Origin of the sequence: Sphingomonas sp. LR60, assembly GCF_036855935.1 — a bacterium.
Lineage (GTDB): Bacteria > Pseudomonadota > Alphaproteobacteria > Sphingomonadales > Sphingomonadaceae > Sphingomonas.
On the sequence record NZ_JASPFK010000001.1, the window covers coordinates 2,773,021 to 2,787,249 of the forward strand.

Consider the following 14,229-nt stretch of genomic DNA (forward strand, 5'->3'; position numbering starts at 1 on the left):
GCGCGTTTTGATTTTCGTGCGGGTTTCTGCCGGGTACAGTGCTCATGCCCCCCGCATCGGCAAGGTGAAATCATGACCGAGCTGGAGGATGCCTCCGCCTCGATCCTTGGCATGGTAGTTAGCTACTGACCCCGGCAATGGAAACATTGCGTCGGATTGCGCGAAAGCCTCGCAACCAAGCGTGACGGATCATGGGTTTATCATGACTTCGGTACGGGCAGTCACTCTCGCTGCGAGCTACATCAGCCGCAGCGCTTCGACCTTCTTCAATCGCTTTATCAAGATGCGCTCGGCCGATGTAGGGAATACGACTAGATATCATCACGCATCTCCTATTTTTGCTTGAACGCTCACTGCTAGAGCTCCCACCTTTGCTGGCAGCTCAGAACCCAATTTGAGGCGCCCGACTTCATTCTTGCAATCAACGATCCACTTTACCTCTCCTCCTTTGTCTGAGTCTCGGGGCAACCAACCGATATCTTCGACAAACTCGCGGCGCGGGAAGGGGGTAGCCGCAATTAAGGCACCATAAGCTTTCGCAAATGCCAAATGCGCATGGCGCGCGCTCGCGGATAAAGAGTTTTCAGCCATATATAGCGAATGATGTTCGCGATTGAGCAAATAATTGAGATCCATTGAACGCGCCTCCGTCAGAGCGGGAGCAATAGGCTCTCAGCCGCACATCGCCCGGAAAGTTTTACGCGGTGCAACCCTCTTAGCCCCTTTTACATGATTGAGATACCTTTTTATTAAATGCCCTTCTTATAACCTTGGCATGCTATAGAGGTTTTCTACGGCGTTTCCGAGTCCCTGTGAGGAGCCGTAAGCAATAAAGGTCACACGTGATGGCTTACCCCGAAGTGTTTTTCGTGACCTTTGACGCGAATTTAGTCACCTTAGATCTCAAACGACTCGAAGCGGGTCCTGTGATAAGGCTCGATATGGATGAAGCAAACACCCTCATAGATCAGCTTATCCAAGCAACACGAAGCGCGCTTAGTCGAGGGGCGATCATCGCCCCCGCTGCGGCACTACTACGGGATTTGCAGCTCTCAAATCGCCCAGGCTTTCTAGGACGAAAGCCGGTCTCTGTCGGGACCTAGATGCGCCAGTCTGCAATTGGGCGAAAGCGGGCGAGCGTTCGCGGGTATCCGGCCGGTATAATCGGTGCCGATAGCCCTTGCGCCGGAGGAGAGAAGGCGATTGAGGCGGAAGCCTCTCCGCCTCAATCTTTTTTTCGTTAGAAACCAAAGATATAGTTCGTTGTTTAGGAGGGCGGAGTTCGTCGCGGAGCCAGCCGTGGGCCATACTAACCGAGCGGTTTTCACCATCGTGGTTGTTGAAGATGACGACGATATTCGAACGTTAGCCGTGATGGCACTCGAATTAGATCCGTCCTTTCGCGTCATAGAAGCGAGAACTGGCGCAGCTGCCCTACAGACGGCGTGTACGGTGGCAGGATTGGATCTAATCCTCGTTGATCTCAGCCTTCCCGACATGGACGGCTTTGAGCTGGCCGACGCTCTCCAGCAGATCCAGACCGACGCGACCATACCCTTTGCTTTCTTCACGGCATCGGTGAGGGAGGCCGAGCTACAGCGCTACAAGGCGGCAGGAGCCAGAGGGGTCATAGCGAAGCCTTTTGACCCGCTTAGGTTGGCGACAACAGTCAGAAACTTGATCTAGCATCTCGTTGAAGCGGAGGTTCTCTCCGCCTCGTTTTGAGACTTTTCGCCATCTTGGCAGCCGGGCATTCGTACTTCTAAGAACGAAGGCGACGAGACAGGCCCCATGTTAGTGGTGCTGGAAGGGTGGCTATGCCGCTACAAGATTCTGCCCAACGGCTCACGCCAGATCATGGCGTTCCTGATGCCGGGAGACGCCTGCGATCTTCACATCAAGATGCTGGCGGAAATGGATCACAGCATACAGGCGGTTGCCCCCGCGCAGGTCGCGACCGTGTCTCGCCCCGAGATGTAGTCCATGATGGACGAGCATCCCAACATCGCGCGCGCGATGTACACAGCCCAACTGGTGGACGAAGGCATCATGCGGGCGTGGATCGTCAGCATGGGCCGGCGCAGCTCGGTCGAGCGCGTCGCCCATCTGATTTGCGAGCTGTACCTGCGCGCGCTCAACATCGGTCTTACGCACGATGGCGACTTCGCCCTGCCGCTGTCGCAGATCGTCCTTGCCGATGCGCTCGGCATGACGCCGGTTCACATCAACCGCGTTCTCAAGGAACTCCACCTCGCGGGAACGATGGCACTCAGTCGCGGCAGTGTGACGATCATAGATCCGGAGAAGCTGGTCCAGACCGCCGGATTTGACGAGAATTACTTGCACCGCCGTCGGCGTCAAACGGTTTAAGCTGCCACCCAGTCTCTCTATTACGCTCAGTTTAAGAGCCGCCTTATGGGCGCGGCAGCGTGTTCGGAACGAAGCAGATTGCTTGCACGAACGGCTTCCTCCGTTCTTAACTTAGACGAATCATAGCGCCAGGATTTGTGCTAAAGTCGGGACGTGGCTCACCTTAACCAGAGATGACAGGATCGCCGCAGCATGGATCGGGGGCTACATGTGCACTGAGACGGTCTCACACGCCAACGCTATAAGAAAGCTGCCTCCGATCGCGGTGGAAACCGAACTGCTAGAGCTGTTTTCGCCGACACGCTTGCCGTCACCGGAAGCCGTAGCCCCGCCCAAGAGCGAACACGGACCTTTATGGCGAACGGATGCGATTCACCGGGCAAAGAACATGGCTCAGATGACCATTTCCCTGGCGAATGTAGCAGGTCATCCCTCCCGGCGCTGGCTGCCGCCAGAGGTGACGACACAGGCAGGGCGCCTGTCGCGCGCTTATGACGAGCTGGGTATCGATGACGACCCCCGGATGCGTGCCCCCTGCGCGCCTTTGCTCACCGAGATCGTTACCCGGCTGGCCGACATATTCGGCCGTTCAAGGCAGGTTACAGTCCTAATCTCTGCGGAGGCAGTTCTTCTTCCGTCTGACATGCGACATGCGCTCCTGCTCATGGGCAGCGAGTTCGTCATCAACGCCTTGAAATACGGATATCCAGCAGGGGTTGGGGGGACGATCTCGGTCAACCTAATCGCCCAATTTGGAGAGGTCGAATTGATCGTTGAGGACGACGGCGTCGGTCTTGTTGAAATCTATTCCGCCCGACATGGCGGCGGGCTGCTCGAACAACTCAGGCGGGTGCTTGGCGCGACGGTGACAAGGACCGCAGGTGCGGCGGGCCATGGCTTTCGGGCTTCGATTTGGGTGCCGATAAACGTGTCGCAAGGTAGCAACGCTTGAGCTCGGCGCTGGACGATGCGGCATGGCTTGCAAGAGCAATGGACCGGGTAACACTCGGCGACCTCCCAAGCTTCCAAGAGGTGTACCAGCGCACCTCGGCAAAGCTGTTCGGTGTCTGCCTGCGTGTCCTCGTAGAGCGCTCGGAAGCCGAGGACGCGCTGCAAGAAACCTATGTTCTCATATGGCGTTGCGCGTCGCAGTATGACGAAACATGCGGCACGGCGATGACTTGGATGATGACCATCGCGCGAAACCGCGCGATTGACCGGCTGCGCCGATCTAGCCGCATTTCCACGGCGCCGATCGAGATCGCGGATCAGATCGCCGACGGTCACCCGCTCGCCTGTGAAATCCTGGAGGCCAAGGAAGAGCTACTCCTGCTCTCGCACAGCCTTCCAACGATCGATCCTGTTGACGCCCTACTGATCCGCACCGCCTTCCTAGAAGGGTCGACCTATGCGGAATTGGTGCAGCGGACAGGTATGCCTCTGGACACCGTCAAAAGTCGCGTGCGCCGGGCACTCCCTATATTGCGATCGTGTTTCTCGTAAGTGCGGGTGAGGGACCGGACACATCGAACGGTTTCAACATCGGCAACCTCCCCGCACTACGCGATCTTACGAGAATAAGCCGGTAACATTGATTGATGTTCAGAATGATAAATTGAAGCGGCAGTATAATCGACCACATGCTTGCCGCACGCCACGATTTTAGGGTTCACATCGAGCCGAGCAATATCGACTTCATGGGTCACGTCAACAACGTGATCTATATCAAATGGGTGCAGAGCGCAGTCATCGCGCACTGGGAACGGATTGCCGGACCAGAAGCGGTAGTCGCCCACCTCTGGGTCGCGCTCAAACACGAGATCATCTACCGCAAGCCCGCATTCCTGAACGACACGATCGTCGCCACCGCCATCCTGGATGAGGTTCGCCGCGAGAGTGCCTTTTATGAAACCGTAATTCGGCGCGGCGAAGACATTGTTGCACATGTAAAATCGCGTTGGTGCTGCCTGGATGCCAAAACATTGCGCCCGACGAGACTCGGCGGTGACATTGTTAAACGCTTCCTGACTTCGGCGGCTTGACACAATGGAAAGGCTCCCCTTGGATGGACCGCAATATCTCGAGACCGCCCTCGAACACTTGCAAGCCATCAACAGGGACACGCCGGCCGAGACCATGCGCCTGCACTGCCACTTCGCGTTGATCTTTCTCCAGCTTGGAACTGAACGAAGCAACATCTCACCCCGGCTCACTGTCATTCAACAGAACAGTGATCAATCTTGAGGGATCAGGGGGCACGATCGTTATGTTCGGGGTAGCAACTGGACGGTTGTGACACCTGCTAATTAGCCACTCGCTGCCGCACTGACCCAGAACTGGTCATTCGCGCGACGTGAGCGACCTCCCGGAAGCAGACATCCGTTCACGGACGTCTGACCCGCCTCCTTCCCATATGACTGACACATGGAGAGACAGATGGCCGGCGGTTGGACGCGCGATGGCGCGGTTCAGAATGAGATCGACGATACGGTGGCGGACGCGGTACTTGCCGCCCGGGCGAGCATTCCGAACGGAGCAAGTGAACCGTTCTGCGCAATCTGCGGTGAGGACATTCCCGAAGGTCGTCGCCGCGCGATACTTGTCGTGCGCACCTGCGTTTCCTGCCAGAGCGGCCGGGACCGGCCACTTGCCGCAGCGTTCAATTGGCGAGGCAGCAAGGACGGTCAGCTGCGGTGATCCCCGTCGCCTCGACCCTGCCGCTCATCTCGCCAGACTTAGTTTCAGACGTCGAGGCATGCTTGAGAGGCAGCCGAAATCGCACAATGACTTACGACAACATGAAACGTCGACTTCGTAATCAACCTGTCGAGCCGATCGGGGTGCGATTTGAGCGGGCCGCGGGATTGCATGCAAGCGCCGGCCAAGCGACCGCTTACGTCGGTGGCTTTCATAGGCCATGGAGGGTCGTGCTTCCACCTTCAGCGTAGTAGGTCCGGGGTTAAGCACATTGCGGTGAAGGGCAGGATTGCGGTTGTCGTATTTGGAGCAATTTGACTGGGCGTCTACCCCACTCGGGCCCAAAGGGTCGTGGCCCCCTGCGCTCCGCACGACCTACGACATCTTGATGTCGAGCGGCTTCGGCATGTGCGCCGCCTGGGGGCCTGAGCGCACCTTTTTCTATAATGAAGCCTATATTCCGTTCCTGGCCGAACGTCATCCGCAGGCGCTGGGTCGGCCGATCGATCAGGTCTGGGTCGACGTCTGGAGTGACATCGAGCCGCTGGTCGATCGGGCGATGGCAGGCGAGACCGTGCATCTCGAGAACCTGCGCCTCGTCATGACCCGCAATGGCTGTGAGGAAGATACCTATTGGACCTTCTCGTATAGCCCGCTGCGTGATGGCGACCGGATCATCGGCTTTCTCGATGTCGCCGTCGAGACGACCGAGCTGGTCGCCGCGCAGGAGCGGGACCGGGTGAACGCCGAACGCGTTCAGCTCGCGCTAGGTGCCGGCGCGATCATCGGAACATGGTTTTGGGACCTTCCTCTGGACAGCTTCACTGTCGATGCAGCATTCGCCCACAGCTTCGGTCTGGATCCCGCGCTGGGGCAAACGGGCATTCCGCTCGAGCAGGTCATCGCGACGGTTCACCCAGACGATCGCGATGACCTGCTCGCGGCCATTGGCGACGTCATCGCCCGGAGTGGTGCCTACGCGCATCAATGTCGGGTTCGCAGGAATGACGGACGCTATTATTGGATCGAGGCCAATGGGCGTGTCCATCATGATCCCGACGGCACCCCCGCAGCTTTCCCGGCGTATTGATCGACGTCGAGGACAGACGCGCCGTCGCGGCGGAGCGTGATCGAGCCATCGAGACGCTCAGGCATCTGAACGAGGAGCTAGAGCACCGCGTCGAAGAACGCACGCAGGAGCTGCGCGACTCGATGGATTTCGCTCGGCTGGCCCTTTCCGCCGTGGGCGGCGTCGGTGTCTGGACGTTCGACGTTGCGACGGACTGCTTCACCTGCGACGCCAACGTCGCCGAGCTCTACGACATCGATCCGGTCCTAGCCGCCAAGGGCATCTCCCGAGCCGATTTCTTGGCCAACGTGCACGAGGACGACCGGGCGAAGCTGCGCGCCACGATGGCGGGCGGTCTGATCGATCCGGGCGACCTTGAACTGGAATATCGTATCGTTCACCGCGACGGGTCGACGCGTTGGGTGCTCTCGCGTGGTCACACCTATTTCGACGATGGGGGACGGCCCGCTCGCCGGACGGGAGTGGGTGTAGACATGACGTCGCAACGGCTGGTCGAGGATCAGCTTCGCCAGGCGCAAAAGATGGAGGCTGTTGGCCAGCTCACCGGCGGGATCGCGCACGACTTCAACAACCTACTCCAAGGTATCACCGGCAGTCTGGAGATTATTGGCCGCCGCATTGCCGAGGGCCGAACCAACGACGTTGGCCGTTTCATCACAGGCGCGACAACGGCTGCGAACCGGGCTGCCGCGCTGACGCACAGGCTTCTGGCCTTTTCCCGACGCCAGCCGCTCGATCCCAAGCCCGTCCGCGCCAACACGCTGCTCGCTTCTATGGAGGATCTCCTTCGCCGCACGATCGGCGAGACGATCGCGATGGAGTTGGCCCTGGCCGATGACTTGTGGATGACCCGCTGCGATCCGAACCAGCTTGAGAACGCCGTGCTCAACCTGGTCATCAACGCCCGCGACGCCATGCCGGATGGAGGATGGCTGGTAATACGGACGGCGAAAGCCCATCTCGAAATGCCCCTTGAGGCCAAACAGCGCGGTGTCATGCCCGGCCAGTATGTGTGCATCAGCGTGACCGACACCGGGATCGGCATGAGCGCCGACACGATGGCGAAAGCCTTTGAACCGTTCTTCACGACCAAGCCGATGGGACAGGGCGCCGGGCTCGGCCTTTCGATGATTTACGGTTTCGCGCATCAATCGGAGGGACACGCCAAGATCAGCAGCGAGATCGGCGAAGGCACAACCTTCACCCTGTATCTGCCGCGCTATGTCGGAGACGATCTGAATGACGAGGGTGCTGCGGCCGCCGAGCAGGCACGTTCCAGCGAGGCTGGCGGTGTTGTTCTCGTGGTGGAAGACGAACTCGTCGTGCGCGGATTGATTGTGGAGGAACTCGGCGAGTTGGGCTATGCAACGCTCGAAGCCGCCGATGGGCCTGAGGGGCTGTTAATCCTTCAGTCCCGCCGCAAGATCGACTTGCTTGTCACCGATATCGGCCTGCCGGGTCTGAACGGGCGGCAGCTGGCGGATGCCGCGAGAGCGCTTCGTCCTGGCCTGAAAATCATGTTCATGACCGGCTACGCGGAGAACGCGGCTCTGGCGTCGGGGTTTCTGGAACCCGGCATGGGAATGATAACCAAGCCATTCGCAATGAAAACGTTTGCCAGCCGCGTGACCGAGTTGATCGAGGGATGAGTGTGTCGCTTCACGTCGGGGACGCAGAGTAGAGATTCTAATCGTGTCCGTTAGTGCAGCTGTCGGTGGGTCGGGGATTGGTCGGATGATTGACCCACAACCAGTCATTCTGGACATAAACTCCGCTGCCTAACTTCGGACCTTCATTCATGTCACTTCACACCAAGCTTTGTATGGCATCGCTTTGCCACTGACGAAGCCAACGGACACCCCCGTTGCTTAGTGTTGAAGACTCGTGGTTCGTCCCAGCGGCCCTATGAGGTGGCGGTACTCCGTTTCCGGCACACCGTAGCTATCACCAGCGAGTTCCTCGAGCTTATCTCGATCCAGGACAATGACGCGCCCGCGCTTTGACTGGATCATGCCTGCTCCTTCGAGAATATGCAGGCTGACCGTGACGCCGCTACGCTCCGCGGCGATCATCATGCCGATAAAGTCGTGGGTGAGATGGATCTCGTCTCCTTCAACACGATCGTGGCACATCAACAGCCAGCGGGCGAGACGCGCTTCGATCCGATAATGCGCGTTGGTCGCGGTGCTCTGCGCACCTTGGACGAGCATGACTTGCACATAGCGCAGCAAGGTGGTCTGAAGTGTGGTGCTGGCCTTGACCGCTTCGAGGTATGGGCCGGTACCGATCCGAAGCGCTGTGCCATCGCCGACTTGGATAAAGGTCTCGTGCGGGCTGCGATCACTCCCGAGCAGGAGACTCGTTGCGGAGACGCCGTCGCGGCCGAAGATCCCGACCTCGGTCGTTCGCCCCGATGACGCCGCCGTGACAATCGAGGCGACCCCTGCCTCGAGGAAATACACATGGTCGATGGGTGCATTCGCGGTGACGAGCACGTCGTGACGAAAGATGTCGTGGCGCGTAAAGTGTGGCTTCAGCAGTTCGAGATCCCCCGCCGACAGTGCGCTCAGCAGGGTGTTGAGACTATAGGTTTGATCTGGCTGCGACATCGTCGCCCCCTGTAGCTGGGGCGAAAGTGCATGAGACTCTTCCAGCCGCCTGCGCCCGGAACGTGGCAAGCGATCTGCGGCGTATACGCTGGCGCGCCTATGCAAACCAGCGCCATCGCGTCTGTGCGATGGCGCACATTTCTCCGCAAAGCCCTCGCTTACCAACAAAGTTCACGTTCGTGAGGATTCAGGAATCGCGCTTTTCCGCGGGTTTGTCGTTGGTCAGCGTCGACCCCCGGCCCTGCTTCAGTGAATGGAGAAGCAGATCGGGACTGTGTTCCACCCCACAGAAGCCCGCGGGATACTTTTAACCGTGCAATATTCCGATATGCCCTGATCGAACGTCAGGGGGCGAACAATGGCAAGCAATATGATGACGGACCAATCGGGTGGTCGCCTTGCCGCCCGCCCAACCGAGCTCCTTCTTCAGAAGATAAATCATCGGGCGGGTAACGATCTGCAGATGATCGTCGGCCTGCTGGCGCTGCAGAGCCGTCGTGTTACCTCGGCAGAAGCCAAGCAGGCGCTGACCGATACGATGGAACGCGTCGCGATTCTGGCTGCGGCGCGGCGGGAACTGGGCACCAGCCGGCGACCATCCCTCGCCACCGCTCTACAGCACGTCTGCACCGCGCTACGCTCGCAGGCGGAGCCCAGGTCGATCTCGATCACCTTAAAGGTCGAAGACGACAGCGCTGAGTTGACGCCATCGCAGATCACGACGCTGGCCCTCGTCGTCAACGAACTTGCTACCAACGCGATCAAGCACGCTTATGAGGACGACAAGTCAGGCTACATCTCGATCACCCAATCTACGGACGGGACCGGCGGCGTGACCGTGCTCGTCGATGACGACGGCCTTCCCTTCCCTGACCCCAAAAACCCCAGCCGTGATGGTCTCGGCTTGGAAATTGCCAAGCGGTTGATGGCGGCGATCGGCGGGTTGTTTATACCACCAACCGCGGGATCCAAAATATTCGAACTGCGCTTGCCACCACCGACGATCTAGGAGTCAGCCTCTGGCCAGCTTGTCAATACGACCCATAAGGCGACATCCCCAACCGATTGACGCTTTCCCCAAAACGGCCAGTTGTTCATGCCGTTCCAGCTGTCGTCGAGCAGGTGTTGGGATTGATCCATGTTGCCAGAGGGTGGCTGCGACGTTGCGGCCAAGCGGTAGCTGCCCCACCTGTGATCGGTGAGCAGCCAGCCGATCCTCCTCAACGTCCGCGCGCTTGGTAAATCGGTGCCGGGACCACGACGATTGTTCCAGTCGCTCGACCTCCACGTCGGCGCGGGCGAACTGGTCGCGATCATCGGCGAGTCCGGGGTCGGCAAGTCGACCCTTCTCAACATCCTCGCCGGGCTGGACGAGGCCGACGAGGGCAGCGTCGCGATCGATGGTACGGTGCTGGGTGAGCTCGACGAGGCGGCGCGGACGCTGCTGCGGCGTGAGCGGATCGGCTTTGTATTTCAGGCCTTCCACATCCTCCCCTACCTCACCCTCCTTCAAAACGTCGCCTTGCCGCTCGCGCTGGTATCGCCGGACGCAGCGGCGGCGGCGGCGCGCGCCGGGGCGATGCTGGCGGCGGTGGGCCTGGGGGATCGCAGCGACGGCTATGCGCGCGACCTGTCGGGCGGCGAGCTCCAGCGCGTCGCGATCGCGCGCGCACTGGTCCATCGCCCCGCGCTGATCCTGGCGGACGAGCCGACCGGCAACCTCGATCCCGACACCGCCGCGCGCGTGCTGGCACTGTTCGCCGACGCGGTGCGCGATAATGGTGCGGCCGGGGTGATGGTGACGCATTCCAATGCGACCGCTGCGATCGCTGACCGGGTGCTGACGCTGGGCGCGGACGGGCTGACGGAACGGCGTGGCCGCTGAACCCGACCTGTTGTCGGCGCGGCTCGCGCTTGGCTGGCTGATCGGCGGCGAGTGGCGGTTCCACCCCGCCCGCTTTCTGATCACCGCGGTGGCAATCGCGGTCGGTGTAGCGCTTGGGTTCGCCGTCCACCTAGTCAACGGCTCGGCGCTCGCTTCGTTCGATGGCGCGGTGCGTGGCGTGAACGGGGCGGCCGAACTGTCGGTGCGCGCGACGAGCCCGCTCGGGATCGACGAACGGTTCTACCCCCGCGTCACCCGAGCCGCCGGCGTCACCGATGCCAGTCCGGTCGTCCGGCTGGACGCCAGGATCGGCAAGGCAGGGCTGACGCTGCTGGGGATCGACGTGATCCGTGCGGGTGCGGTGACGCCCTCATTGGTCGGGCTGCCGCCGCGTGGCCCCGATGCTGGCAGCGATGCCGTGTTCGACGAGGCATCGCTGTTCCTATCACGTGCTGCACTTGTCCATATGCGCATTGCGGTCGGCGCGCGGGTGGACGTCGCCGCCAATGGCCGCACGGTGTCGCTCCGCATTGCCGGTACGCTACCCGCCGCGGATGCGGACGCGGCTATCGGCGTGATGGACATCGCCGCCGCACAGTGGCGGTTCGGTCGGCTTGGCAGGATCGACCGGATCGACCTAGCGCTGGCGGATCGGCAGACGGCCGAGGCGTCGCTCGCCAAGCTGCTTCCCGCCGACGCCATCCTGTCGACAGCGGAGGCGCGGGGTGCACAGGGGTCGGCGCTGTCGCGGGCCTATCGCGTCAATCTGGATATGCTGGCGCTGGTCGCGCTGCTGACCGGCGGCTTCCTGGTCTATTCAGCGCAGTCGCTGTCGGTCGCGCGGCGGCAGCGCGCGTTCGCGTTGCTGCGCACGCTGGGGATGCCACGCGGCGGCGTCGTTGCGGCGGTGGTGGTCGAGGGGCTGGCGATCGGGATCGTCGGCGCGGTCGCTGGGCTTGGCATGGGCTATGGCCTCGCCTGGGCGGCGTTGCACTGGTTCGGCGGCGATCTGGGCGCAGGCTATTTCAACGGCGGCACCGCGCGTGTCGTGTTTCAGCCGGTGGCGGCAGTGAGGTTCTTCGGACTTGGTCTGCTCGCCGCCGTCCTCGGCAGCGCGATCCTGCGCGTGCCGCTGCGCGCGCCAAGCCCGCTGCGGCGCTGAAGAATGCAGGCGATGTCCTTGATCCGCGCCGCTCGGTTCCGTGGTGGCCCGCGGCGGCCTTGCTGGCGGCGGGCGGGGGTGCGGCGCTGCTGCCCGCGGTCGGCGGACTGCCGCTGTTCGGCTTTGCCGGCATGGCGCTGATGCTGGCAGGCGGCGTCGCCGGCGTGCCGTGGTTCGCCCGCACGCTGCTCGCCCCGCTCGCCCGGCGCACCCGCGGCAGCGTGCCTGTGCAGTTGGCTGTCCGTCATCTCCACGGCGCACCGGGGGAAGCGGCGACCGCGCTTTGCGGCATCGTCGCCTCCACCGCGCTGATGATCGCCATGGCGACGATGGTGACCAGTTTCCGCGGCGCGGTGGACACCTGGCTGGGGCAGGTTCTCGGTGCCGACCTCTACCTGCGCACCATCGCCGGGGCGAGCTTTGATCCCGCGACACGGACGCGTTTGAGCGCAGTACCCGGCGTCGAGCGGCTGGCGTTCAGCCGCCAGTTGCCGTTGACGATTGCCGCGGACCGCCCGCCGATCAGCCTGATCGCACGGCCCGAACTCGACGGGCGCGATCCGCTGTTCGTCCTGATCGATCGCGCGCCAAAGCTGCCGGCGGACGTGCTGCCTGTATGGGTGTCGGAGCCCGCACAGCGACTCTATGGCTGGGATCCGGGCGAGACGATTACACTGCCGATCGCCGGCCGCACGCGGTTCACAGTGGCAGGCGTCTGGCGCGACTATGGCCGACAGGCGGGCGCCGTTCTGATTGACGAGGCGGATTATGAGAGGCTGACCGGCGACACCGGCCGCGACGAGGCGTCGGCGATGCTCGCCCCCGGCAGTGACGCGGTCGCGGTTGGCGAGGCGATGACCGCACGCCTGCCTGATACCCTGCGCGGTCAGGTCGAGGTCACGCAGCCCGCGACGCTCCGGAGCCTCGCGCTGACGCTGTTTGATCGCAGCTTTGCCGTCACCTATCTGCTGGAGGCGGTGGCGATCCTGGTCGGGCTGGCCGGGGTCGCAGCGACGATGTCGGCACAGACTATTGCACGCGAGCGAGAATTTGGGATGCTTCGCCATCTCGGCCTGACCCGCCGGCAACTAAGTGCAATGTTGGCGACCGAGGGAGCGATGGTCGGGCTGACCGGCGCGCTCTCCGGGATCGGGCTGGGCCTGATCCTCGCGCAAGTACTGATCCACGTCATCAACCCGCAGTCGTTTAACTGGACGATGACAACGCAGGTGCCGTTCGAAACGCTGCTTGGCGTCGCGGCGGCGCTGACCGGGGCGGCGGCGGCAACAGCGGTGCTAGCGGGCCGTCGTGCGACCGCGCGGGACGCGGTGCAGTCGGTGCGGGAGGATTGGTGATCCGCGTGCTGCTCTACGCTTGGCTTGCCGCCGTTGTGGTCGCCGCCCCCGCTGCGGTCCCCTACCCCGTCGTCCGCCCGGGGATCGTGCTACGCTTTCCTGCCGACCACGGCGCCCATCCGGCATTCCGAACCGAATGGTGGTACGTCACTGGCTGGCTGCGTACCGATGCAGGGGAGGACCTGGGCTTCCAAGTCACTTTCTTCCGCACGCGCCCGCCTATAGGCGAGGCGAACCCCAGCCGGTTTGCCGCGCGGCAGGTACTGTTTGCGCACGCCGCCTTGTCCGATCCCGCCACGGGTCGCCTGGTCCATGGCGAGCGCGCCGCGCGCCAGGGTTTCGGTCTTGCATCAGCGCGCACTGGTGACGCCGATATCGCGATCCGCAACTGGCGGTTGCGTCGCGCTACCGATGGCCGCTGGTCGACACGGGTCAAGGCGAAGGACTTCGCGCTGGCCCTCGATTTCCGATCGACCCAACCGCCGCTGCCGCAGGGGCTGGGCGGCTACAGCCGCAAAGGGCCGCGCCCCGAGCAGGCGAGCTACTATTATTCGATCCCGCACTTGCGCGTTGCTGGTCGGGTGCGGCGCGGCAACCGCATCGTCGCGGTGACCGGCGAGGCATGGCTCGATCGCGAATGGTCGTCGGACTATCTCGCTCCCGAAGCGCAGGGCTGGGACTGGACGGGACTCAACTTCGACGATGGCTCGGCGCTGATGGCATTCCGCATCCGGCGCAAGGGCGGCGGCACGCTGTGGGCGGGCGGCGCCCTTCGTGGGCCGAACGGCACCACCACCGCGCTGGGGCCGCGGGACGTGGCGTTCCAGCCGCTCGCGACCTGGCGAAGCAGCGCCACCGGCGCGGTCTATCCGGTGTCGCAGGAAGTCAGTCTCCGCCTGAACGGCCGCATTGCCCGCTTTCGCCTGACCCCCATGTTCGCCGCACAGGAACTCGACGCACGCCGTGGTGGTCTGCCTGTTTATTGGGAGGGCGCGGTGCGGACGCGGGGTGGGCGCGGCTATCTCGAACTGACCGGCTATGACCGGGCGCTGAGGATGTGA

17 protein-coding genes are annotated in these 14,229 nt (G+C 62.3%); 14 read left to right on the plus strand and 3 right to left on the minus strand.

The annotated features are described in order from the left end of the window. Window positions 1-118 precede the first annotated feature (118 nt). Window positions 119-322, minus strand: a complete 204-nt coding sequence (locus QP166_RS19025; RefSeq protein WP_443027215.1) for a ribosome modulation factor — start codon at window positions 320-322, stop codon at window positions 119-121. Continuing rightward, window positions 322-636 (minus strand): hypothetical protein, encoded by a 315-nt coding sequence (locus QP166_RS12965; RefSeq protein ID WP_333916275.1) that lies wholly within the window; start codon window positions 634-636, stop codon window positions 322-324. Before QP166_RS12965 ends, QP166_RS19025 begins: the two co-directional genes overlap by 1 nt. Window positions 637-1,299: 663 nt before the next feature. On the opposite strand from QP166_RS12965, the gene QP166_RS12970 reads away from it, so the two are divergent. From QP166_RS12970 to QP166_RS13010, 9 genes are all read left to right on the plus strand, one after another. Next, window positions 1,300-1,686, plus strand: a complete 387-nt coding sequence (locus tag QP166_RS12970) for a response regulator (RefSeq protein ID WP_333916276.1) — start codon at window positions 1,300-1,302, stop codon at window positions 1,684-1,686. Window positions 1,687-1,752: 66 nt separating this feature from the next. After that, window positions 1,753-1,980: a cyclic nucleotide-binding domain-containing protein gene (locus tag QP166_RS12975; RefSeq protein ID WP_333917344.1), complete on the plus strand. Its 228-nt coding sequence runs from the start codon at window positions 1,753-1,755 to the stop codon at window positions 1,978-1,980. Window positions 1,981-1,986: 6 nt separating this feature from the next. After that, window positions 1,987-2,370 (plus strand): Crp/Fnr family transcriptional regulator, encoded by a 384-nt coding sequence (locus tag QP166_RS12980; protein ID WP_333916277.1) that lies wholly within the window; start codon window positions 1,987-1,989, stop codon window positions 2,368-2,370. A 265-nt stretch (window positions 2,371-2,635) separates the two neighbouring features. Continuing rightward, on the plus strand, window positions 2,636-3,322 hold the full coding sequence (locus QP166_RS12985; RefSeq protein ID WP_333916278.1) for a hypothetical protein: 687 nt from the start codon (window positions 2,636-2,638) through the stop codon (window positions 3,320-3,322). Then, window positions 3,319-3,873, plus strand: coding sequence for a sigma-70 family RNA polymerase sigma factor (locus QP166_RS12990; protein ID WP_333916279.1), 555 nt, complete (start codon window positions 3,319-3,321; stop codon window positions 3,871-3,873). Before QP166_RS12985 ends, QP166_RS12990 begins: the two co-directional genes overlap by 4 nt. Window positions 3,874-4,010: 137 nt before the next feature. Further along, complete coding sequence (locus QP166_RS12995) at window positions 4,011-4,412, plus strand: acyl-CoA thioesterase (RefSeq protein ID WP_333916280.1); 402 nt, start codon at window positions 4,011-4,013, stop codon at window positions 4,410-4,412. Window positions 4,413-4,806: 394 nt separating this feature from the next. Next, window positions 4,807-5,067, plus strand: a complete 261-nt coding sequence (locus tag QP166_RS13000; RefSeq protein ID WP_333916281.1) for a DksA/TraR family C4-type zinc finger protein — start codon at window positions 4,807-4,809, stop codon at window positions 5,065-5,067. 388 nt (window positions 5,068-5,455) lie between these two features. Continuing rightward, window positions 5,456-6,157: a PAS domain-containing protein gene (locus QP166_RS13005; RefSeq protein WP_333916282.1), complete on the plus strand. Its 702-nt coding sequence runs from the start codon at window positions 5,456-5,458 to the stop codon at window positions 6,155-6,157. Further along, window positions 6,154-7,806: a PAS domain-containing hybrid sensor histidine kinase/response regulator gene (locus QP166_RS13010; protein ID WP_333916283.1), complete on the plus strand. Its 1,653-nt coding sequence runs from the start codon at window positions 6,154-6,156 to the stop codon at window positions 7,804-7,806. Before QP166_RS13005 ends, QP166_RS13010 begins: the two co-directional genes overlap by 4 nt. A 219-nt stretch (window positions 7,807-8,025) precedes the next feature. On the opposite strand, the gene QP166_RS13015 is transcribed toward QP166_RS13010, so the two are convergent. After that, the gene (locus QP166_RS13015) at window positions 8,026-8,766 is read right to left on the minus strand and encodes a Crp/Fnr family transcriptional regulator (protein ID WP_333916284.1); all 741 of its coding nucleotides are present in this window, start codon (window positions 8,764-8,766) and stop codon (window positions 8,026-8,028) included. 358 nt (window positions 8,767-9,124) lie between these two features. Here QP166_RS13015 and QP166_RS13020 point away from each other — a divergent pair, with 358 nt between their 5' ends. From QP166_RS13020 to QP166_RS13040, 5 genes are all read left to right on the plus strand, one after another. Then, window positions 9,125-9,775, plus strand: a complete 651-nt coding sequence (locus QP166_RS13020) for a sensor histidine kinase (RefSeq protein WP_333916285.1) — start codon at window positions 9,125-9,127, stop codon at window positions 9,773-9,775. Between the two features lie 189 nt (window positions 9,776-9,964). After that, window positions 9,965-10,651, plus strand: a complete 687-nt coding sequence (locus tag QP166_RS13025) for an ABC transporter ATP-binding protein (protein ID WP_333916286.1) — start codon at window positions 9,965-9,967, stop codon at window positions 10,649-10,651. Then, complete coding sequence (locus tag QP166_RS13030; protein ID WP_333916287.1) at window positions 10,641-11,813, plus strand: ABC transporter permease; 1,173 nt, start codon at window positions 10,641-10,643, stop codon at window positions 11,811-11,813. Before QP166_RS13025 ends, QP166_RS13030 begins: the two co-directional genes overlap by 11 nt. 59 nt (window positions 11,814-11,872) lie before the next feature. Then, window positions 11,873-13,168 (plus strand): ABC transporter permease, encoded by a 1,296-nt coding sequence (locus tag QP166_RS13035; RefSeq protein WP_333916288.1) that lies wholly within the window; start codon window positions 11,873-11,875, stop codon window positions 13,166-13,168. Next, window positions 13,165-14,229 carry a lipocalin-like domain-containing protein gene (locus QP166_RS13040; protein ID WP_333916289.1) on the plus strand — a complete coding sequence of 355 codons (1,065 nt, stop codon included), beginning with the start codon at window positions 13,165-13,167 and terminating at the stop codon, window positions 14,227-14,229. Before QP166_RS13035 ends, QP166_RS13040 begins: the two co-directional genes overlap by 4 nt.

Coding starts and splice junctions, on each gene's coding strand:
- QP166_RS12980 (WP_333916277.1), top strand. CDS start 1,987: ATGGACGAGCATCCCAACATCGCGCGCGCGATGTACACAGCCCAACTG.
- QP166_RS19025 (WP_443027215.1), bottom strand. CDS start 322: ATGATATCTAGTCGTATTCCCTACATCGGCCGAGCGCATCTTGATAAA.
- QP166_RS12995 (WP_333916280.1), top strand. CDS start 4,011: ATGCTTGCCGCACGCCACGATTTTAGGGTTCACATCGAGCCGAGCAAT.
- QP166_RS13015 (WP_333916284.1), bottom strand. CDS start 8,766: ATGTCGCAGCCAGATCAAACCTATAGTCTCAACACCCTGCTGAGCGCA.
- QP166_RS13020 (WP_333916285.1), top strand. CDS start 9,125: ATGGCAAGCAATATGATGACGGACCAATCGGGTGGTCGCCTTGCCGCC.
- QP166_RS13005 (WP_333916282.1), top strand. CDS start 5,456: ATGTCGAGCGGCTTCGGCATGTGCGCCGCCTGGGGGCCTGAGCGCACC.
- QP166_RS13000 (WP_333916281.1), top strand. CDS start 4,807: ATGGCCGGCGGTTGGACGCGCGATGGCGCGGTTCAGAATGAGATCGAC.
- QP166_RS12965 (WP_333916275.1), bottom strand. CDS start 636: ATGGATCTCAATTATTTGCTCAATCGCGAACATCATTCGCTATATATG.